At 61.5% G+C, this 21,637-nt stretch carries 17 protein-coding genes and 2 pseudogenes; 17 read left to right on the top strand and 2 right to left on the bottom strand.

Going from position 1 to position 21,637, the window contains the following annotated elements; all coding sequences use genetic code 11:
* Positions 1–20 precede the first annotated feature (20 nt).
* The 10 genes and pseudogenes from CNE_RS32555 (at position 21) to CNE_RS32600 (ending at position 12,078) form a co-directional block, all read left to right on the top strand.
* Positions 21–497: a (2Fe-2S)-binding protein gene (locus tag CNE_RS32555; RefSeq protein ID WP_013958999.1), complete on the top strand. Its 477-nt coding sequence runs from the start codon at positions 21–23 to the stop codon at positions 495–497.
* A complete protein-coding gene (locus tag CNE_RS32560; protein WP_013959000.1) occupies positions 494–2,818 on the top strand; it encodes a xanthine dehydrogenase family protein molybdopterin-binding subunit in 2,325 nt (774 codons plus the stop codon). The genes CNE_RS32555 and CNE_RS32560 overlap by 4 nt, the downstream gene beginning before the upstream one ends.
* Before the next feature lie 18 nt (positions 2,819–2,836).
* Positions 2,837–3,616 (top strand): enoyl-CoA hydratase/isomerase family protein, encoded by a 780-nt coding sequence (locus tag CNE_RS32565; protein ID WP_013959001.1) that lies wholly within the window; start codon positions 2,837–2,839, stop codon positions 3,614–3,616.
* A gap of 60 nt (positions 3,617–3,676) precedes the next feature.
* Positions 3,677–4,501, top strand: coding sequence for an SDR family oxidoreductase (locus CNE_RS32570; protein WP_013959002.1), 825 nt, complete (start codon positions 3,677–3,679; stop codon positions 4,499–4,501).
* A 163-nt stretch (positions 4,502–4,664) separates the two neighbouring features.
* Positions 4,665–4,770 (top strand): annotated as a pseudogene (locus CNE_RS42415) (LysR family transcriptional regulator); the annotation flags it as partial.
* Positions 4,771–4,866: 96 nt separating this feature from the next.
* A pseudogene (locus CNE_RS43345) lies at positions 4,867–6,161 on the top strand (ISL3 family transposase); the annotation flags it as partial.
* Between the two features lie 247 nt (positions 6,162–6,408).
* Positions 6,409–7,961 (top strand): IS3 family transposase gene (locus CNE_RS32585; protein WP_238553202.1). Its coding sequence is split into 2 segments (ribosomal slippage): positions 6,409–6,871 and positions 6,871–7,961, totalling 1,554 coding nucleotides; the frame shifts between segments, so codons are not numbered across the junction.
* Positions 7,962–8,880: 919 nt separating this feature from the next.
* Positions 8,881–9,426: a hypothetical protein gene (locus CNE_RS32590; protein ID WP_013959006.1), complete on the top strand. Its 546-nt coding sequence runs from the start codon at positions 8,881–8,883 to the stop codon at positions 9,424–9,426.
* A gap of 100 nt (positions 9,427–9,526) precedes the next feature.
* Positions 9,527–11,035, top strand: coding sequence for an ISNCY family transposase (locus CNE_RS32595; protein ID WP_013959007.1), 1,509 nt, complete (start codon positions 9,527–9,529; stop codon positions 11,033–11,035).
* Between the two features lie 830 nt (positions 11,036–11,865).
* Positions 11,866–12,078, top strand: coding sequence for a helix-turn-helix domain-containing protein (locus tag CNE_RS32600; RefSeq protein ID WP_238553203.1), 213 nt, complete (start codon positions 11,866–11,868; stop codon positions 12,076–12,078).
* Positions 12,079–12,282: 204 nt separating this feature from the next.
* Here the strand turns inward: CNE_RS32600 and CNE_RS32605 are convergent, their stop codons facing one another.
* Together CNE_RS32605 and CNE_RS32610 are read right to left on the bottom strand one after the other, a co-directional pair.
* The gene (locus CNE_RS32605; protein ID WP_013959009.1) at positions 12,283–12,777 is read right to left on the bottom strand and encodes a ProQ/FinO family protein; all 495 of its coding nucleotides are present in this window, start codon (positions 12,775–12,777) and stop codon (positions 12,283–12,285) included.
* 360 nt (positions 12,778–13,137) lie between these two features.
* On the bottom strand, positions 13,138–13,887 hold the full coding sequence (locus CNE_RS32610) for an IclR family transcriptional regulator (protein ID WP_013959010.1): 750 nt from the start codon (positions 13,885–13,887) through the stop codon (positions 13,138–13,140).
* Positions 13,888–14,014: 127 nt separating this feature from the next.
* On the opposite strand from CNE_RS32610, the gene CNE_RS32615 reads away from it, so the two are divergent.
* The 7 genes from CNE_RS32615 to CNE_RS32645 are packed head-to-tail and all read left to right on the top strand — an operon-like array spanning position 14,015 to position 21,564.
* Positions 14,015–15,493 (top strand): aldehyde dehydrogenase, encoded by a 1,479-nt coding sequence (locus CNE_RS32615; RefSeq protein WP_041229022.1) that lies wholly within the window; start codon positions 14,015–14,017, stop codon positions 15,491–15,493.
* 35 nt (positions 15,494–15,528) lie between these two features.
* Complete coding sequence (locus CNE_RS32620) at positions 15,529–16,992, top strand: FAD-dependent oxidoreductase (protein ID WP_013959012.1); 1,464 nt, start codon at positions 15,529–15,531, stop codon at positions 16,990–16,992.
* Positions 16,993–17,040: 48 nt separating this feature from the next.
* Positions 17,041–18,237, top strand: a complete 1,197-nt coding sequence (locus CNE_RS32625; protein ID WP_013959013.1) for an ABC transporter substrate-binding protein — start codon at positions 17,041–17,043, stop codon at positions 18,235–18,237.
* Between the two features lie 22 nt (positions 18,238–18,259).
* Positions 18,260–19,117, top strand: a complete 858-nt coding sequence (locus CNE_RS32630; RefSeq protein ID WP_013959014.1) for a branched-chain amino acid ABC transporter permease — start codon at positions 18,260–18,262, stop codon at positions 19,115–19,117.
* Entirely contained in the window at positions 19,110–20,096 is a 987-nt protein-coding gene (locus tag CNE_RS32635; protein ID WP_013959015.1) for a branched-chain amino acid ABC transporter permease, read from the top strand. The genes CNE_RS32630 and CNE_RS32635 overlap by 8 nt, the downstream gene beginning before the upstream one ends.
* A complete protein-coding gene (locus tag CNE_RS32640) occupies positions 20,096–20,848 on the top strand; it encodes an ABC transporter ATP-binding protein (RefSeq protein ID WP_013959016.1) in 753 nt (250 codons plus the stop codon). The genes CNE_RS32635 and CNE_RS32640 overlap by 1 nt, the downstream gene beginning before the upstream one ends.
* A complete protein-coding gene (locus CNE_RS32645; RefSeq protein WP_013959017.1) occupies positions 20,845–21,564 on the top strand; it encodes an ABC transporter ATP-binding protein in 720 nt (239 codons plus the stop codon). The genes CNE_RS32640 and CNE_RS32645 overlap by 4 nt, the downstream gene beginning before the upstream one ends.
* Positions 21,565–21,637 lie beyond the last annotated feature (73 nt).

Below are 21,637 nucleotides of genomic sequence, written 5' to 3' on the forward strand. Positions count from 1 at the left end.
ACGCGACCACAGGACACAGCATGCTCAGACTCGACGTCAACGGCACCGCGCACACAATCGACTGTGAGGCCAGCACGCCTTTGCTGTGGGTATTGCGCGACCACCTGAACCTGACGGGCACCAAGTTCGGCTGCGGTGCAGGCCAGTGTGGTGCGTGCACCGTGCATCTCGATGGTGCGGCAGTGCGCTCCTGTGTACTGCCTGCCATTGCGGCTACCGGAAGGCAGGTACAAACCATTGAGGGGTTGGCTTCCGGCAATCCGCACCCGTTGCAAGACGCCTGGATCGAACTACAGGTGTCGCAGTGCGGGTATTGCCAATCGGGCATGCTGATGGCTGCTGCGGCCTTGCTCGCAATCAACCCAACCCCCAATGATGCCGACATTGATGCCGCGATCACGAATCTGTGCCGTTGCGGTACGTACGGCCGTGTGCGAGAGGCGATCCGCCGCGTTGGCGCATGCTCTGCCAAGTGCGCGAAGGAACTGCCGGTATGAGCACAGAAGACGCGCGCAGCGGGGCGAAGCGTGGCAAGACGACGAGCCATAAGCGCCGCCGCTTTCTGCTCGGGGCCCTTGGCGTCACGGGGGCATTGATCGTTGGGTGGGGTGTGCTGCCGCCGCGTAGCCGCATCGGCCATGCGTCGATGTTCCCAGGTGTCGACGGTGAGATTGCGCTGAACGGATGGATCAAGATCGCGCCGGACGGGGCCGTGGTGATTGCGGTGCCGCGTGTCGAGATGGGGCAGGGCATCCATACCGCGTTCGCAATGCTGGTGGCCGAAGAACTGGATGTGCCGCTTGCCAATGTGCGCGTGCAAGCGGTGACCTCTGAGCGGATCTACGGCAACATTGCCGGGATCGCCGACAGCTCCTTGCCGATCCACCCGGACGATTGGCAGAAGCCGTGGGCACGTGCGGTGCACTGGCTGCTGTCCAAGACCGGGCGCGAGCTGGGGCTGATTGTTACTGGCGGCAGCAGCAGTGTTGCTGATGCATGGCTGCCCTTGCGTGAGGCGGCAGCCAGCGCGCGCGCTGCGCTGATCGAGGCGGCGGCAAGGCAATGGCGGGCTCAGGCGGCAAGCGTTTCGATCCACGAGGGCATGGTGATCGGACCGGCCCAGGAACGCGTGCCGATTGGCGCCGTGGCAGCCAATGCCGCCGCAATCGGAGCACCTTCAGAAGTGCGCCTAAAGCCGGCATCGTCCTATCGGCTGATTGGCCGTCCGGCTCCGCGGATCGACGCGCAAGCTAAGGCAGACGGCTCGGCCACTTTTGCATTGGACGTGCGTCCAGCCGGCTTGTGCTACGCGGCAGTGGCGCTGTGTCCCGTGCTTGGAGGCAGCGTCGGCACAATCAACGATGCGCCGGCACGTGCCATGCCTGGTGTGCTTGGCGTGGTGCCTTTTGATGGCGAGTGCGGCGGCTGTGCCGGCGTCGCCGTGATCGCGGAGCACTATTGGCAGGCACGAGAGGCGCTGGAGCGTCTCCAGGTGACGTGGATCGATGGGCCGTATTCGACTTTGAGCAGCGCCGACATCGATCACAAGCTTTCGGCGGAACTGCGCGGCGAGCGTGACGGCTTCACCTATCGCAAGCAGGGTGACGGCCTCGCGGCGCTGCCGTCGCCTGGCACTGGCATCGTGCTCGATGTCGAGTACCGGGTTCCATATCTCGCCCATGCACCGATGGAGCCGGTGAACTGCACGGCCCAGGTGCGAGGAGGCCGCGTTCACCTGTGGGCGCCGACGCAAACCGCAACGCTTGCCCGTATGGCAGCGGCGCGCGCAGCGGGCGTCGATGGCGATCAAGTCGATATCGATGTACCGTTGCTCGGTGGCGGTTTCGGGCGGCGGCTGGAATCCGATTTCGTGGCGCAGGCAGTCCGCATCGCAAAGCACACCGGCGAGCGTCCAGTCCAGGTGATCTGGTCGCGCGAGGACGATATCCGGCACGATTTCTACCGACCCGCCGCGGCTGCGCGGCTGCGCGCTCGCGTGACGGGCCGCGATGTGGACGCGATCGCTTCCCGCAGTGTCGGGCAGTCGATTCTTGACCAGGAACTTCGGCGCATCCTCGGCACGCCTGGCGTGGGGATTGACCGCTATACGACCGAGGGCTTGTTCGACATGCCCTATGCCATCCCGCATCAGCATATCGCGCACGTCAACGTCGACCTGCCTGTGCCGGTCGGCTTTTGGCGCAGCGTTGGTCACTCGTATAACGCCTTCTTCCTCGAGTGCTTTCTTGATGAGGTTGCAGTTGCAGCAGGGCGCGACCCGATCGATCTGCGCCGCTCACTGTTGTACCGGCATCCGCGCAATCTGTGCGTGCTGGATACGGTGACTCGCGCGGCCGGCCTTGGCGCGCCAGGCCGGATCCCGCCGACGGATGGCAAGCGTGCGTTGGGCGTGGCATTGCATGCGTCGTTCGGCTCGATTGCCGCGCTGATCACGGATGTGTCGCTCAATAACGGCCGTTTGAAGCTGAACCGGATTGTGTGCGCCGTTGATTGCGGCACGGTAGTCAATCCGCAGATCGTGCGGCAGCAGGTGGACAGCGGCATCGCTTTCGGACTCAGCGCGGCGCTGTACGGAAAGATCACTTTTGAGCACGGCCGGGTGAGGAAAGCGAACTTCAACGACTATCCGCTCCTGCGCATGAGCGACATGCCGCCGGTTGAGACCCATATCGTCGAAAGCGCTGACCCTCCGACCGGCATTGGCGAAGTCGCGGTGCCGCCGGTCGCCCCCTCGGTTGCCAATGCTCTGTTCCGGATCACCGGGAAACCGTGTCGCAGCCTGCCACTGGAACTCTAACTACCGGGAAGTACTGCCATGCCCCAACCTGCCCTGCTCGAGAAGCACGGTGACGTTGCAACCATCGTGTTGAACCGCCCTGAGCACGCCAATGCCATTGACCCCGATTCGACACGCGCGTTGATCCAGTGCATTGATGCGGTGGCCGCCGAGCCATCCGCGCGCGTTGTTGTGTTGCGGGCCACAGGGCGGATGTTCTGCGCGGGCGGCAGCATCGATTTCTTTGCCAAAGGCGGTGCTGATTTTCCAGCCGTTCTCGACGAGTTGCTTGGTCCGCTGCACGCCGCTTTACACAAGCTGGCCACGCTGCCGGTGCCTGTCATCAGCGCCGTGAATGGGCCGGTGGTCGGCGGCGGCATCGGCTTGGCGCTGTGCGCGGACATCGCGCTTGCTGCTGAATCGATGAAGCTGCGCGGCGGCTACTCAGCCATCGGACTCACACCGGATGCATGCTCTTCATGGTTCCTCACCCGTCGCGTCGGGCCAATGCGGGCCAAGCAGATTTTCTTCACCAACGACTCGCTCTCGGCCCAGCAATGCCTGGCCATGGGCATTGTGAGTGAGGTGGTGCCGGATGCCGAGCTCGCCGCGCGAACGACCGCGCTTGCCGAGGCACTGGCGCGCGGCGCCACAGGCGCGCTCGGGCGCATCAAGCAACTGGTGGACGGGGCGCACGAGCGGTCGCTGGAAGCACAACTCGACCTGGAGCATCGCCTGATGGTCGAGTCTGCGGCCAGCGCCGAGGCTCGCGAAGGGATCGCCGCCTTTCTTTCCAAGCGAGTACCGCGGTTTTCATGACTACACATGCCGCGCTAGCCGGTACCGGTCGCGGCGGATGAATTTCAGCAAGGAGCGATCATGCAGATCAATCTCGATTTCAAGGGCCGTCACGCCTTCGTGTTTGGCGGCACCACGGGCATCAACTTTGGCATTGCCCAGGCTTTCGCACGGCAGGGTGCCAGCGTGACGGTAGCCAGCCGCAAGCGCGAGAACGTTGAGGCCGCCAGCGAAGTGCTCGCCAAGTTCGGTGGCCCGGTGCATGGCGTCTGCGCCGACGTGCGTGACTTCGATGCGGTGGGGCAGGCATTCGCCGAATCCGTCGAACGCTTCGGCCCAGTCGATGTGCTGGTTTCCGGTGCCGCTGGCAACTTTCTGTGCGAAGCGAAGGACATGTCGTCGAATGGCTTTCGGGTAGTCGTCGATATCGACCTGGTCGGTACCTTCCACGTGCTGCGACAAGCCTATGACCACCTGCGCAAGCCCGGTGCATCGGTGATTAACATCACAGCGCCGCAGTCCTTCGTGCCCATGCGCTATCAGGCGCACGCCAGCGCAGCCAAGGCGGGGGTTGATCAACTGACGCGCGTGCTCGCGCTGGAGTGGGGCGGTGACGGCATCCGCATCAACTCGATTTCGCCGGGGCCGATCGAGGACACAGAGGGCTTCCGCCGATTGATGGCACCGACAGAGCAGGACCGTGCAGCCGCACAGGCGCATGTGCCCATGCATCGGTTCGGCGCTGTGGACGACATTGCGAACCTCGCGCTTTTCCTGGGCTCGCCCTACGCGGGATACATCTCTGGCTCGCTCATTCCTTGTGATGGCGGTGGCGCGCTGGAAAGCGTGAAGACGGCGCTCGAACTGGCAGGCCGCTCGGCGTCGGCTGCCTCAAAGAGCGCCTGAAGAGCGCCGTAGGCCACGCGCCCTGTTGCATCGGCAAGCGCCAGAGGTGGAACGTGATTGGGAATGATGATGTCGAGCGGACTGACACCGCGCTTACACGACTCGCCTCGCTGCGAAACGAGATTCGCCGGGTCAGCCGGCGCGCGGGTTCGCCGCCTTGTAGCAAGCCCGCGACAGCGTGAAGGCGGCAGCTAATGGCTTCGCGGACAACTGGCATCGCGCTGTCCGATGGCATCATGCCGTCGCGCCTGCCGACCTTGCTTGCAATGTCGTAGAACAAAGTAATTCTGGGTCTCCCGCACTTTGTGTGACGGCCGCGTTGGGGGCTTGATTTCTGGCCGATCTGGCCTACGTTGATCGTTACCATGAGCCAAGTTCTCGGTGGGATCGATCGTATTCTCGCCCGTGTAGGTAAGCGCGTCGTCTCCAGTAACGCGCGAGGGGAGACCGTTACTGTCGAAGCCTGCAGTACGGTTCGCGCGGCACCGTGTCCTGCCTGCCATCGTTGGAGTAACCGACGCCACGGCAGCTATGTGCGCAGGCTGGAAGAACGTCCGATGCTCGACCAGCGGGTCGTTCTCGCCATTGAGGTGCGTCGCTTCAAGTGTGCAAATGCCGGCTGCCCGCGTCGTACGTTTGCCAAGAACATCCACGCCTTAGCCGGTCGGCATCAACGTCGTACGCAATCGCAGGCTCGGGCGTTGCACGCGCTGGGCCATGCCCTCGGTGGTGAGGCGGCTGCCCGGCTAGCTAACGTCCTGGGCTTGCGTACCAGTGCCGACACCGTGCTGCGGGAGTTGCGCAGAGCTCCTGAGCGCAAGCGCAGACCACGACCGCGGGTCGTCGGCATCGATGACTGGGCGATCGCGCGAGGTCACCAGTATGGAACGATCATCGTCGACCTGGAGCGACGTGAGCCGATCGCAGTGTTCGCCGGCAGGGAAGCAACTGCGGTGGCCGCGTGGATGCGTGCGCACCCATCGATCGAGATCGTCGCCAGGGACCGGGCCGGGGCCTACTCCGAGGCCGTCGACATTGCGCTGCCGGCAGCCACGCAGGTCTCGGATCGCTGGCATCTACTGTGCAACTTGTGCGACAACGTCGAGAGACTGCTGTGCCACTCGGACCGCAACTGCGCCAAGCCGCGCAGCAAGTCGAGGTCCGTGGCGTGACCCTGGGCCGGCAGCGGGAGCTGAGCCGCAACTCACTGTGGTCATGGCAGCGTCTGACCGATCAGCGACGCGCCTCGTGGCTGGAGCTGTACGAGCGGGTGATGGCGCTACACGCCCAGGGCGGCACGATGAAAGGAATCGGGCAAGAGCTCTCAATCGACCATCGAACCGTGCGCAACTTCATCACTGCGGGGGCATTCCCCGAGCGCGCACCCAGGGCGCGGGGTCCGACGCCTTTAGATCCTTATCTCAGCGATATCGAGGAACGAATCGCACAGGGCTGTCGCTTTCCTGAACTGATCTGGCGGGAAGTCAAGCAGCGAGGATACACGGGCAGTCGCGCCGCCGTTCGGAATTGCGTGATTCGCCTCCTTTTTCCGCAGGGCAAGAAGCCTCTTTTCCAGGCATCCGTGCGCACGATGCCGTGCCCGTCGGCCCGGCGCGTGTTCGGATGGCTTATAGGATGGAGGAAGCTCGCGGTCGCGGAGGAGCCCGCTCCAGCGAAAGTGTGGATACCGCGCCCGTCTACTGATTCCGCCAAGCCGGTTGCTCCGCTCAATAGATCGCCTCGGGCGCGGAAGCCAGCGGACTTGAACATGGCGGTGAGAATTGTCACGGATCGAGAACGGGCGATTGTGAGGATCTTACGTCCGCTGGGGATCCCCCGGCGTCAGAATTGTTGTCGTGTCACCTGATTTCGATTGACCCAGTCTGGGGGCGGTAGAGTCAGAGTGAATGAGAGCCTATTCAGCAGAGAGAAAGGAAGCGCTGTTGCGTCGCATGATGCCCCCCGAGAACGCGTTGGTGTCGGCGTTGGCAAGGGAGACGGGAGTTGCGGAGCAGACGTTGTATGCTTGGCGTCGACAGATGAAAGCGCAAGGAGTCCCGGTGCCGGGAGATGGAAAGAACCCCGAGGCGTGGTCCTCGGAGGACAAGTTTGCGGTGGTACTGGAAACCGCGCCGCTCAATGAAGCGGAATTGGCGGAGTATTGCCGCCGCAAGGGTCTTTACGCGGAGCAGATCGCTGCCTGGCGGGAGGCCTGTCGCTCGGCCAATGCCAACGCCGGTGAACAGGCGCGAGAACAACGACTTCAGTCCAAGGGTGACAAGAAGCGCATCCAGCAGCTTGAGAAGGAATTACAGCGAAAGGAGAAGGCGCTGGCGGAGGCGGCCGCATTGCTCATCCTGAGAAAAAAAGCCCAGGCGATTTGGGGAGAAAAAGAGGACGACTGATCAACGTCCCAGATCGCCGATTGTGTATATCGTTGATTCGTGAGGCAGAACGCTCTGGCTGCCGACTGGCACAGGCTTGCGACGAGTTGGGTCTGAGCTTGCGCACCTTCCAGCGCTGGGTTCGAGAAGGCGACGAGGTGGTCGCAGATGCTCGCACCACCACTGTGCGGCCAGCGCCAGCCAACAAGCTAAGCAAGGCGGAACGCCAGCAGATTCTTGCGGTGGCCAACAGCGTGGAGTTTGCCAGTTTGCCGCCCAGCCAGATCGTACCGACGCTGGCGGACCGCGGCCAGTACGTGGCCTCGGAGTCGAGCTTCTATCGTGTCTTGCGTAGCGCGTCGCAGCAGCATCACCGCGGTCGTGCGCGCAAGCCCTCGGCGCGGGTGGTGACCAGCCATTGCGCCACCGGACCCAATCAGGTGTGGAGCTGGGACATTACCTGGATGCCGGCAGCAATCAAGGGCCAGTATTACTACTGGTACATGATGCTGGACGTGTTCAGCCGCAAGATCGTCGGTCATGAAGTGCATCGGGCGGAGTCGGCGGAGTTGGCGGCGTTGCTCATGCGGCGAGCCAGTTTGGCCGAAGGTCTGGCTGGACGTCCTCTGGTTCTGCACTCGGATAACGGCAGTCCAATGAAGGGCGCGACGATGCTCGCCACCCTGGAAAACCTGGGGGTGGTCGCTTCGTTCAGCCGGCCGCGCGTGAGCAATGACAACCCCTACGCCGAGTCGCTGTTCCGGACCTGCAAGTATCGGCCGGACTACCCGCGCCAAGCATTCGGCAGCGTGGACGAGGCGCGTGCATGGACGCAGCGATTTGTGCGTTGGTACAACCACGAGCACAAGCATAGTGGGCTGAAATTCGTGACACCGGCGCAGCGCCACGGTGGCGTAGCCGCGGCGGTGCTGGCGCACCGTGAAGCAGTCTATGCTGAGGCTAAGGCCAGAACGCCCAAGCGTTGGTCCGGGCCGACACGGAACTGGAGTTTGGCAGACGAAGTCTGGCTCAATCCGGAACGGATTGAGCCAGCAGAACTAAAGCAGGTTGCGTGAGGTGACGTGACAACTACGTTGACAATCGCCGGGATTGGTCCCCTCTCGCGTGAGCGAGCTACGAAGGCTGGGGAAATGCTTGGGCTCCATTGTTCTTCTGTATATCGCTTGCGGCGGCGCTTCCTCGCGGATCCTGTAGCGAGCGCGTTGATACCTCATAGCTCGGGTCCCAAGGTGGGAGATCTGCGTATAGCAGCGACGATTGAGAATATCGTGAATGAAGTGCTTACCGATTGGCTGCCACGCCAGCCTCATCTCGCACATCCGCTTCTTGGGCTCTGCGTCGAGATCCGGAAGAGATGCGCGGGGGCAAGTGTTTGTCCGCCAAGCAGATCTACTATTTCGCGACGCTGGGCCGCCCATCGGAACGCGGGGGCGGCGAGCAGTGGCAGAGTCCAACCTCCGCTCAGCAAATCGTCTCAGGTGCGTAAGATTACGGTTCTGAACATGCCAGAGACGATTGCAACGGAGCGCGAGCGGGCGATTGTGAGGGTCTTACATCCGCTGGGGACGGGTCCGCTCTCGCGTCAGCAAGCCAAGAAGGCTGGCGACTTGCTGGGAGTCCATAGGTCGACGATTTATCGCTTGCGCCGACTCTTTCTCGTGAATCCGGTGGCGAGCGCGTTGATACGTCACGACCCGGGTCCCAAGGCAGGGGATCGGCGTCTAGCAGCGACGATCGAGAAAATCGTGAGTGACGTGCTTACCGATTGGCTGCCACGACAGCCTCATCTCGCGCATCCGCTTCGCGAGCTCTGCCTCGAAATCCGGAAGCGATGCGCAGGGGCAAGTGTTAGTCCGCCAAGCAGACCTACCATTTCAAGGCGCTGGGCCGCCCAATGGCAAGCGGAGGCCCAGAGCAGTGCGAGAGTCCGGGTACGTCGCCGCGTGACAGAGAGTAAGGCTGGAGGTATAGACCATGGTCTTGCCGATCCTTGTGTTGGAGCAGTCTGAGCCCAACCCCGCGTACGTGCAGATGCCGCGCGAACGCGAGGCAGTTCCACCGCCAACGAGCAAGCGCGATAAGCTCATCCGTCAATGGCGCCAGATCCTGGGCAGCCGAGCGTTTATGACCAACAGCGGGCGCTATCGGACCCGCGCCTCGAGCGACTGGACCTGCGAGGCGATGGCCGGGGGCGACTCGAGTGTGTTGCTGCACGACAGCGAGCATTTGACAAGATTATTGCTGCGCCGGGCGTGGGCAAAGGTGCCGCGTCGCCAACAGCGGCTGCTTCGTCTCGCCGTTCGATGTTTCGATCCGAACAGGCCCGCCATCAAGGTGGCAGCCACTCAGGTCAACGCGGCGGCGTGGCTGCTCGCCGCGATGCACTGGAACGGCTGTCGGCATCCCAGCGCTCTGTGGTGCAAGCCTCTGCATCCGCTTACCGGAGTGGTGCGTTGGCTCATAGATAGCGTCAAGCAGGACGGCCGGTCCAGCGACAACCATTTTGGCCGGCCGCATTGACTCATCAGAATTGCAACTCGCGCTGACCTGTTGCCTCACGTAGTTTGCTACCCGTCGGATTGTCCGGCGGGAGCGGCACGAGGTGACGAGGCAAATCAGCATGACGACACGCAAGGAGTTGGTCGCAGCATTGCAATTGCGGTATGGCAGCGCGACGTTCGGTGACCGGGTCAGGATCCTCGACGAGTTCGTGGCTTTGACCGGGTATCACCGCAAACACGCCGTCCGGTTGTTACGGCAAAAGCCCGGCGCGGCAAAGGGGACGAGCGAGCGCAACCGGCTATATGACGAAGCGGTACGCCAGGCACTGACAGTGTTGTGGGAAGCTGCCGACCGGGTCTGCGGCAAGCGACTACAAGCGCTGATACCGAAGCTGGTTGATGCCATGGAGCGGCACGGCCATCTCGACCTGAATCCAGTCGTCAAGGCCAAACTCCTGCAGATCAGCGCGGCGACCATCGATCGCATGCTAGCCAATGCGCGTGCGCACATCGATGGGCAGCGCAAACGGCGTACGGGAGTGGGCTCGGGCATCCGGCGCAGCATTCCAGTGCGTACCTTCGCCGACTGGCGCGATCCACCACCTGGCTTCTTCGAGATCGACATGGTCGAACACTGCGGCGGATCGAAGATAGACGGTGAATTTGTCCACACCCTCACGCTGACTGATATCGCCAGCGGCTGGACAGAATGTGTGGCCATGCGAGTACGTAACCAGATGCTGGTGATTGAAGGATTTGAGAAGGCGGCTGCCGATCTGCCATTCGCGATGCTTGGAGTTGACTCGGATAATGACAGTGCGTTCATGAACCAGAGCGTCCTCGACTACTGCAAGGGCCGTGGCCTTGTGCAGACGCGCTCGAGGGCCTACAAGAAGAACGACCAGGCCTGGGTGGAGCAGAAGAACGGCGCCGTCGTGCGGAGGCTTGCCGGCTATGGCCGGCTGAGCGGTGTCGATGCCACGAACGCGCTGGTGCAGCTGTACGCTTCATCGCGGCTATACATTAACTTCTTCCAGCCTTCGTTCAAGCTGAAGTCCAAGACGCGTGACGGCGCGCGCGTACACAAGGTCTATTTAGCGCCGGCGACGCCGTGCGATCGGCTTCTGGCACACGACAGCGTCGCCCCCGCTATCAAGGAGAAGCTGAAGGCACAGTTCAAAGGCCTCGATCCTGTGCGGCTGCTGCAGGAGATGCGAATGGCTCAGCAAACATTGAGCGAGTTCGCAGCTCACGGTGTGTGTGCTGAAGCAGCGCCAGCCGGTGAGTCAGACGTTGCGGTCTTCCTCGCCGGCCTTTCTTCGGCATGGAAGGAAGGTGAGGCACGTCCAACACACCGGAAGCATCCGAAGGCAAAGCACTGGTGGCGAAGTCGGGTGGATCCGTTCGCCGACGCGTGGCCGCTAATCGAAGGATGGCTGATTGCAGAGCCCTCAGTGCCGGCCAACGTATTGATGGATCGGTTGGCCTCGATGTTTCCAGAAGCGTACGCGAGTAAGGCACAACTACGAACGCTGCAGCGCCGGGTCAAGGCGTGGCGAGCAGAGCGCGTGAAAGAACTAATTCTGGGTGACCTGCGAAAGTCCGCTGACGCGTCAGCCGAAGTGTGAGTTACGGAAAAGTTAAAAGTCGCCGGGGGCCGGGCGCTCCGCGCCCGGCAAACCACGAAAGAAGAGAAGAAAGAAAGCGAAACGACAACAATTCGTCAGGTAACATTCCTTCGTGAGGTAACACGGCCGGACAAAATGATTGTCGCCGCCCAGGCTCAGCGGCTTTGACGTTGTCGAACAGCATGAGCATTCGCGAGAGATCCTCACGAAGCTGGCGGAAAGGGTAGGGCGGGTCGAACGACATAGCCGCCAACTCGTTGTTGCGATGAGGGCCGAAAGGCAAGTTGTCGCGTTGCTGCCTGAACTGCTGCAGTGAAGGCCTTTCCAGCGGCCCAGTCACCACATTCTTGAAACGGAACTGTATTACTTCATAAGCGGAACACGATTACTTCTCTTCACGCAGAGCGTGCGCAACGCCCCACAGGAACGTTGTTTCGCATTGAAAAGCTAAAGTCGCATGAATGATGAGCGCGAAAAAGGCTACGTTCGCAAATGAGCGCGGCTCGCACGAATGACGTTCTTCAACACCAGGCCAAGCCGTTACGTCGAACTTAAAGTGCAATTAATCGCCAAGCTTCCCCGGCAACCATCAATTGCCGGCTGGCACGAAGGAGTTCCCCGCTGCATAGAAGGCAGCCAGTTCCGTTTCGGATTATAATTTCACGATCATGAAATAATCTGGCCCGCCGCCTCCACGCTGGCTTGCCTTCTCCACGGGACGGTCCTTTATGCCGCGACCACTACCTGATCCGACGCCACCGTCGCGCGCGACGATTCGCACCACTCACCAACTGGGCGACCGCATTCGCGCCACCCGGGCAGGGGAAGGGATGCCCATAGACCAGGCGGCGAGGCATTGCGGTGTCTCTGTCGGCATGCTGTCCAAGCTCGAAAACGGCAAGGGCGTCAATCTCGGGCATGCCCTGCGGGTGCTGGACGGACTGGGTTTGACGATGCTGGTCGTGCCCAAGGCGCATGCACCTTGGCTCGAGGAGGCTGCGGCCCATGCGTCCAAGACCGGCGAGCTGGCAGCGTGGGATTAGTCCTTAGCGGGGCTGCCATGCTGGCGTTTGTGGTCAGCATCGGCGTCAAAGTTGGGAGTCGCCGATGCGCGAAGCCAGCCGGGTCTGACTCAGCCGAGGTCAGACAAAATGCCGCGTGCGAGAAGCGCGCTCCCAGGCGCCGTGGCGCGGAGATGGATTGCTGTGTGCCTTCGCTGAGCCGGCTGTCCATGCCATAACTTCAACCTATCGAGCCGCGTCAATGGGGTGCGACGCCTTCGCCGATTGGGATGGTGCCCCCGGCGAACGCCTCGCTTGCAGTTGCTGCGCCCGTTTTGCATCCTCCGGGCGAACCTGCCCCGCCTGCTGGCCGGCCAGATCCATCCGCGATGCGCCTTCGATGAGGCAGGCCCAGTAGCGGGCGCCGCGGCACCAGGTCTTGATCGCCTCGCGCAATTCGGCCTCCGTGAGGGCAAGCTTATGGGCATGCGGGAGGAGATCCTCGAAGATGCCGATCTTGAGCGGCACCTTGGGTGCCGGGTGCTTCGGAAAGGCTAGCGGAAAACGCCGTTGCAGCCTGGCGATCGCGTGGACAACCGGATCGACCGGCTTTGCCGGATTGGCTGGCGTGGCTTCCCGGGCGCGGGGCGGCCTGGCCCGCTTCGGAGCCTTGGCAGCCTTTTCGGCCTTTGCCTGCTCTGCCAGTTGTGCTTTAAGTGCCGCCAGTTGTTCGAAGCCCATCGTCTCTAGTGGTTATCGCGTGGAGCGATTTTAGCAGCCGCGTCCCCTTCGGGGCTTGCCACGCGGGTGCGCCTTACGTCTTCGCGGTCCACCCAATACGATGTCGCTCGCTGGCGGGCTCGCCCACGTTAGTCAATAAGAGGAATGGTGGTAGTGGGGCGGGAAAGACGACGGCAAGGTCCTACACGCGAATTCGCCGTTCGTCACACAAATTGCGGAAGACCCGACTTTCCTTTGTTCTACGTCAGGTCAAAGTGCCATGTCCCACCTTGACTCTAACCTCAGCGCTACTCGTGGCGGGGCGAACCGGGCCGGGTAGATGAGCTTATATGATTAGCGCCGCCATCTGAGCAGCGGCGATCAGAGCAACACTTCGTACCGCGACCCATCCCCGCCAAAGAGTTCGGTTAAATGCTGGGACGCCCGGAACAAGTGTGGCTTTATCCGAGCGATCGCTTCCTTGCTCAAGCGCGTTGCCGGACCGGAGATGGAAATGGCGCCTTCGAGCTTATCCCCAGAACCGAAAACCGGTGAGGCTAGTGACACGATGCCCTCGTAGAGCTCGCCTCGGCTTAGCGAGAACATCTCCTCGCGGATCGTATCGAACTCAGAACCCTGCCGGCCCACGAAAGCGAGTAGCACTTTACCTCCGGCGCCGCGCTCGAGGGGTCGCATTTCTCCGGCCTGCACGTTGTCAGTGATCGCGAGAGGCGAGTTCGCGCGATACGCGCACAAGCGCTTGTCCCCCGATATGACGTAGAACGTCGCGCTCTCTTCAGTCAGCTCAACGAGGCTTCGCAACACGGGCATCACCAACTCCGCAGGATGCAGATTGCGCTGGTACAGCGTGGCGAGCCGGAACGGCGTGGGACCAAGAGTAAATACGCTGCCTTCCCCTCTTCTCAGATAGCCGTACGCCTCTAGCGACTCGGCCAGCCGAAGGATCGTGCTTTTGTAGAGGCCGGTCCGCTCGGCCATCTGCGCCAATGTGAAGGACAGGTGCTCCTTCGAGAACTTGTCGAGAAGGGACAGCGCTCGATTCACCGCTGCAACTCCTACTTCTTCCTCGCCGGCAGGCTCCTGCTTTGGGTCAAGGTTTTTTCGAGCCATTTGATTTGCTCCAATGTGCATCATAAGCCGCATTCATGCGGCAATCGATGCGTTCTATCTGCCAGAACGCTTGACTGTAGTTTAGAACGATCCTAAAGTTGCTGCAACAGCCGAACAAGGAGACGTGGTGAAGCGCTATCAGATGTTCATCAATAACGAGTGGGTCGACTCCACTTCGGGACAGTGGTTCGAGTCTATCGAGCCGTATTCGGGCAAGGCCTGGGCGGAAGTGCCGAAGGGCAATGCCCAGGACGTTGAGAAGGCCGTGCAGGCGGCCAAGGCTGCGTTTGATGATCCCGCTTGGCGCGATCTCACGGCGACGCAGCGCGGCGCTCTTCTGCGTCGTCTCGCTGAATTAGTCAGCACGAATGTCGCGCGCCTGGCCGAGACGGAGCAGCGGGACAATGGCAAACTGATCGCCGAAGTCTCCGGACAGGTTCAGAACGTTGCCCAGTGGTTCCACTACTACGCCGGTCTGGCCGACAAGGTGCAGGGCGCCGTGGTTCCCATCAACAAGCCGGGCGTTTTCAACTACATCAAGCACGAGCCACTGGGGGTGGTCGCGGCGATCACGCCCTGGAATTCTCCACTCGCGCTGACAGTCTGGAAGATGGCGCCGGCATTAGCCGCCGGCAATACGATGGTCATCAAGCCGTCCGAATACACCTCGGCATCCCTGCTGGAACTTGCTGCATTGACCAAGGAAGCCGGCTTCCCCCCCGGTGTGGTCAATGTCATCACGGGCTTCGGCGCAGATGTGGGTGAACCGCTGGTGCGCCATAAGGACATTGCCAAGATCGCATTCACAGGTGGCGACATTGCCGGGCAGCGCATCAACGAGATTGCGGCAAGCGACTTCAAGAAGGTTACGCTCGAACTGGGTGGAAAGTCGGCAAACATTGTCTTCGACGACGCCGATCTTGACCAAGCCGTAAAAGGTGCCGTGGCGGGCATTTTCGGTGCCGCCGGGCAGACCTGCATGGCTGGTTCCCGGTTGCTGGTCCAGCGCAATGTGCACGACCAGTTCGTCGAGATGCTGATCAAGGTTGCCAGCGAGGCGGTCATCGGCGACCCCTCCAAACAAGAAACACAAGTTGGCCCGATCGCAACTGAGGCCCAGTTCCGGAAGATCCTTTCCTACATCGAGATTGCGAAGCGCGGCGGAGCACGCTGCGTTCTCGGCGGCCACGCACTGACCGGCGATGCCTACGGACAAGGCCAGTTCATCGCCCCGACGATCTTCACGGGCGTGACGAACGACATGCGTATCGCCCAGGAAGAAGTCTTTGGGCCGGTGCTTGCCGTCATCCCGTTCGACACGGAAGACGACGCCCTTCGCATCGCCAACGACACCATGTTTGGTCTCGCAGCCGGGGTATGGACTTCCGACCTGCATCGCGCGTTCTACATGTCCGACCGCCTGAAGGCAGGGACTGTGTGGGTGAACAATTACCGCGCGACCAGCTTCACCACACCGTTCGGCGGCTACAAGCGCAGCGGGATCGGCCGCGAGGGCGGCGTGGACGCCATCAAGGAATATCTCCAGACCAAGAGTGTCTGGATCACAACCAAGCCGGCCAAGGCAAACGCCTTCGTTCTGGGCTAGTGGCGCACCAACCAATACAATCAGGAGGAGCTACTGTGAACGATAAATTTGACGCGGACGTCGTCATCGTGGGATGTGGTGTTGCCGGGCTTTCCGCAGCCGTTACCGCGCTGGAAGCGGGCCTCAAGGTCATCAACCTGGAGCGCTCGGATGAGAGCCACTTTGGCGGAAATTCGCGGTGGACCGAAGCGTACATGCGCATGAAGAACGACTCGGAAATCTCCGCCGATTTCGAGGAGCACTTTGCGAACAATGCCGGATGGAACATCGACCCCAATGTGCTCGATGCTCTCACCGACTCCTACGCCGACTGGCCGTCCTTCGTGAAGTCGCACAGCCTGCCGGATCCCGAAGTCATCTCCGCTTTCGCCAACTCGGTTCCACCCACGATCTCCTGGCTCAAGGGACTGGGCCTGAAGTTCGAACCTCAACCGATCTACCTGCTGACACAGAACACTACTCGCATCGCAGCCAAGGGCGGCGGCCTCGCCATCATCGAGGCATTGCGTGCCAAGGCGTTGGCACTTGGCGGTGAAATTCGATACCGCACCACTGCGACCGACCTCGTTCGCAACGACAACGGCGCGGCCTGCGGCGTCGTCATCACGAACCCCGACGGCGTCCGGTCGCAGTTGCTTGCAAAACACGTGGTCCTAGCGAGCGGCGGGTTCCAGGGTAATCCGGAGATGATGACGAAGTACGTCGGTCCGCGCGCAAAGCACATTCGGCCAGTTGCCATCGGCGGCTATTACAACCGTGGCGAGGGCATCCAGATGGCGCTCAACGCCGGCGCCGCTCCTGCCGGGGAATTCGGTTCCTATCACGCGGAGCCCGTTGATCCCCGCTCGCGGCAGGCAGAGGCCGTCGTGTTTATCTACCCATACGGCATGCTGGTCAACAAGCTCGCCAAGCGCTTTGTCAACGAGGCGCCGGGAACCGTCGACGCGCACTACGACAACATCGCGCGCACCATCGCGGATCAGCCGGACGGCATCTCGTACGTCATCTTCGACTCCAAGGTCGAAGACATTCCGCGCTGGAAGACCAGCATCCGCAGCGATCAGCCCCCCGTCTCCGCGCAGACGCTCGATGCTCTCGCCGCGAAACTTGGCCTTCCCGAAGATGCACTCGCGCAAACCGTCGCCACCTTCAACGCAGCATGCCCGCAGCGCTCGGATGCCTTCGAGCCATTCACCGTGGACCACCGCGGCACCGAAGGCCTCGAGATCAACAAGAGTCACTGGTGCCGTCCGATCGACCAAGCGCCTTATTACGCCTATCCGATCATCTCCACGAACTGCTTCACGTTTGGCGGCCTGAAGGTCAATGTGAGCGCGCAGGTTCTGGATCAGGACGGCCGCGTCATGGCAGGCCTTTACGCGGCTGGGGAAACCATGGGCATCTATCACCAAGTCTATACGGGCTCGACGTCCGTGCTCCGGGGCCTCGTCTTCGGTCGCCGAGCTGCCCAGCACATTGCGCTCAGCAATGACCGCTGAAGCAACCGATCAAGCATACCGACATATAAGAACTCCAGGAGACTCACCATGGACAGACGCACGTTTCTGTCGCTAGCAGGCGCTACCGCGGGATCGATTGCACTCCCGCGCCTTGCCGTCGCCCAGCCGAAGCCGCTGGTGTACTACAGCATCAATGCCTTTTCTGGCAACTTCGCAGCAAGCGGCAAGTACAGCGACCTTGGCGTACGCGCAGCCATCGCCGCCTACGGGAGCCGGCTTGGCCGCGCTATTGAATACAAGCGCATCGATACCGAAGGGAACCCAGCCATTGCCGTGCGCAAGGTCCAGCAGGCCATCAGCCAGGACGGCGCGCGCCATTTCGGCGGGGCCGCCCTTTCGTCGGAGGCGCTGGCCGTCATGAAGGAGGTGAATAAAGCGAACGGCGTCTACATCACCTACGTAGGAGCGGATGAGGTCACGGGCAAGGACTGCAACCGTTCCACGTTTCGGTGGTCTACACCAACCTTTGGCGCGGTCAACACGGTCCTGCGGCCCTTGTTCCAACAGAATCCGAAATGGAAGAAGGCGTACACGATCACCGGCCAGTATGTGTTCGGAGAGGCGCTGCTGCGCAACTCGAAGGCAGTGATGCAGGACGCGAAAGTAGAACTTGTCGGAAACAGCTACCACTCGCTTGCCGAAAAGGAATTCTCGGGCTATCTCGGCAACGCGATGGGCTCCGGAGCCGATGTTCTCGTAATCCTGAACTTCGGCGCAAACACGCTCGACCTGCTCCGGCAGGCCGCCAGCTTCGGAATCAAGAAGCGCATGGCCGTGGCAGTTGTCTGGTTCTCCGGCCTGGACACTTTCCAGGCGCTCGGCGCCGATGTCACCGAGGACATATATTTCGGCCTGCAGTACTGGCACGGACTCGATACGCCAGGTAATAAGACGTTCCTCGACGTGTATCGGCGCGAGTTCAAGGAGAACCCTCGGTTCTATTCGGCTGCCGACTACCAGATCGCCACGCTGATGTTCGATGCCATCAGGAAAGGGGGCAGCGAAGACCCCGCGGCCATCATCAAGGCGCTGGAGGGCTACACCTATGCCGGCCTGACCGGCGAGGAGCAGGTGCGTCCTTTCGACCACCAAGTCATCAAGAACTACTTCCTTGCCCGAGGGAAGAAGAAGTCCGCCATGAAGGATGCGGACGACTTCGTGGATATTCTGTCGTCGTCGAAGACTGCCAGCCCCAAATCCGCGTCGGATTGCAAGATGGCCTGAGGCCACAGCCGGAGTCGTCGACATGAACATCTATGTCTTCCAAGCCCTGAACGGGCTCGGCCTGGGAATGATCTATTTCCTGCTCTCGGTCGGGCTGAGCATCATTTTCGGTCTCCTTGGCTTCGTCAACTTTGCACACGGCGCCTTGTTTCTGGTTGGCGCCTACGCCGCCTTCTTTACTAGCCAGGCAACCGGGAGTTTTGCACTGGGCCTCATCGCCTCGTTCGTTTGCGTCGCGAGTGTCGGCTTGGTCGCCGAGCGCTGGTTGCTCAGGCGAACGTACAAAATGTCCCACGAGGCGCAGATCCTCGTGACCGTCGGCCTCACGTTCGTGCTCACCGAAACCGTAGTCTATTTCTTTGGGCCTGAGTCCCAGCGCGTGGCTCCACCAGAGGCACTGAGCAGCGTCCTGATGATCGGACCGTACCCCATCCCCAGCTATCGGGTCTTCATCGTCATCGTTTGCGCGGTAATCGGAGCGGCGCTCTGGTGGCTGTTCGAGCGAACGCTGTTCGGGGCCAGGGTCCGCGCAGGGAACGAACGTCCGCAGATGCTCAAGCTGCTGGGCACGAAAGTGTCGCGGGTGTATGCGATCGCTTTCGGACTGGGAACCGGTTTGGCTGGCCTAGCTGGTGGGCTGGCCGTGCCCCTCCGCGGCGCTGATCCGTCCATGGGCGTCGAAGCCATCGTCATTGCCTTCGTGGTGGTCGTCATTGGCGGCATGGGCAGCTTCAGTGGACCGCTGGTCGGCGGGCTGATCATTGGTGTAACACAAAGCATGATGAGCGCGATCTGGCCGGAGGGAGCACGCCTTGCCATCTTCCTTCTCATGGTTGTCGTTCTTCTTCTGATGCCAAAAGGACTCTTCGGCCGTGCTTAATACCATTTCAAAGTCAGCCGGGACGTTCTACCTGACGCTGCTGGCCTTGCCCCTCGCATTGCCATTGATGTCGGGGTCCGCCACCACCGCGGTCGTCGTGATGATCTTCGGGATCGCTGCTGCGGCCTGCAACCTAATGCTCGGCTATGCCGGCCTGCTCAGCTTCGCACAGGGAACGTTTTTTGGCGTCGGCTCTTATGCGGCTGGCCTACTGCTCAGGAGCCATCCCGGCTTGGGCCTGGGCGTGCTTGTGCTCTGCGCTGTCGCTGGTGCGGTGGCCGCCCTGATCATCGGCATGCTGAGCATCCGGCGCAAAGGCATCTACTTCGTCATGATCACACTGGCGATGGCGCAGATGGCGTTCTTCGCGGCGCTATCGTTTCCGGATGTGACGGGCGGCGAAAATGGTCTTCTTGACATTCCTCGCTTGAGTGTAGATCTGGATGGCGTCCTCTCGGAATCGCAAAGCCAGTATCTTGTCGTGTCCGTGATGTTCTTCCTCGCGTTGGCGTTCTTGCGCCGGGTCGTGCGATCGCCGTTTGGCCGGGTACTTGACGCAGTGCGCGAGAACGAAACGCGCGCCCAGATGGCAGGCTACGACGTTCGGCGGCTCAAGCTCCTCGCCTTCGTCATATCCGGTTCCGTGACCGCGCTGGCGGGCGCGCTGTATGCAATCCAGTTGCGCTCAGCGCCCCTATCGAACATCGACCTGATGATGTCGGAAACGATTCTGATCATGGCCATCCTCGGCGGCAAACGATCGCTTCTGGGTGCCGTCTTTGGGGCCTTGCTGATGACCTTGATGGCGGAGCAGCTTTCCCAATTGTGGCCGCGGTGGCAAATGATTGTCGGCTTCGTGCTCATCGTGACCGTCCTCTTCGCACCGAGCGGCATCGGTGGAGTCTTTTCCCAATGGCGAACGTCACGTGAGAAACGGAAGGCCAGCGGAACGCACCTGAGTAGTAAGGAGACTGCGTGATGACAGCCGCCATCCTGACCACGCGAGGCCTGGGCCTCGACTACGGCAGCTTCACCGCCGTGGGCAAGGTCGACCTTGACCTGAAAGCAAATACGCTCCACTCATTGATCGGCCCAAACGGCGCGGGAAAGACATCTTTCTTCAACATCGTGAGCGGACGATTGCCTGCCACGCGCGGGACAATCGAGTTCGAGGGCAAGAACATTACGCACTCTCCCGCCCATGGGCGGGTGAAGCTTGGCATGGCGCGTAGCTTCCAAGTGACGAGCCTGTTCCCCGAAAGCACGGTTTTGGACAATCTGCGCCTTGCCGCAATGGGATACGAGGCTGGCCGGTCTCTCCATTTCTGGAGCACATGGAACAAGGAAGCCAGCAAACACGAGATTGCCGACAAGGTGCTCGTCGAGCTGAATCTCGCTCGCTACGCCACCATGCCGGTGGGCGCCCTCTCACACGGCACACAGCGGCTGGTGGAGATTGGAATGTGCCTCGTGGCCAAGCCTAAGCTCCTACTTCTTGATGAGCCGATGGCAGGGCTCGGGCTTGCGGATGTCCCCCGTGTCTCCGAGCTGCTGCTGCAGTTGAAGGCTAGCTACACCATTCTCCTGGTCGAGCACAACATGCACGTCGTCATGGGCATCAGCGACCGCATTACGGTCATGTTCCAGGGAAACGTCATCGCGGAAGGCTCCCCTGATGAAATCCGACAGGACGCCAACGTGAAGCGTGTTTATCTCGGGAGTTCGGTATGACTCAGCCACTACTCGCACTCCGCGGCGTTCAAGCCTCATATGGCAAAAGCATCGCGTTGGAGGATGTCTCACTGCATGTCGGTCGCGGAGAGGTTGTCAGCCTTATGGGCCGAAACGGCATGGGAAAGACCTCCACGCTGAATACCATCGTCGGCGTGCTGCAGAAGACCGCGGGCTCGGTCCATCTCGACGGTGTCGACATCAGCGATCTTGAGTCGGATGAAATCTCGCGCCTTGGTGTCTCGCTCGTGCCGGCGGACAGAGGCATCTTCACGTTGCTGTCGGTTGAGGAGAATCTGAAGATCGCCAGGCGCAAGCACTCCCCATGGACTTTGGAGAGCGCATATGCGAGCTTCCCTCGGCTCAAGGAGCGGCGGAAGAACCTCGGCGGCGCGCTGTCCGGCGGCGAGCAGCAGATGCTGTCGATCGCGCGAGCGCTGATGCAGGGCCCGAAGGTCTTGCTTCTGGACGAGCCGACCGAGGGGCTGGCGCCGGTCATCGTGGACGAGCTGGTCGAGTTGATTGCAAGTGTTGGTCGCTCCGGCGTATCAATCGTGCTGGTGGAACAAACCTTCGCCGTTTGCCGGGCGCTGGCGTCGCGACACTACATCTTGGAGGAGGGCCACGTGGTGTTCGAAGGGCCAACGGCGGCGTTGGACGACGATCCCACCATACTGGAGCGCTTCCTCGGGCTGGACGTCGGAGTTCACGCGTAACTTTTTCTACCCAGACGTAGGCATACCGGGACGCCAGCGTTTTCATTGGTGTCGGGCCCGCGCTTGCCCGCGA

This window comes from Cupriavidus necator N-1, from assembly GCF_000219215.1.
GTDB classification, from domain to species: Bacteria; Pseudomonadota; Gammaproteobacteria; order Burkholderiales; family Burkholderiaceae; genus Cupriavidus; species Cupriavidus necator.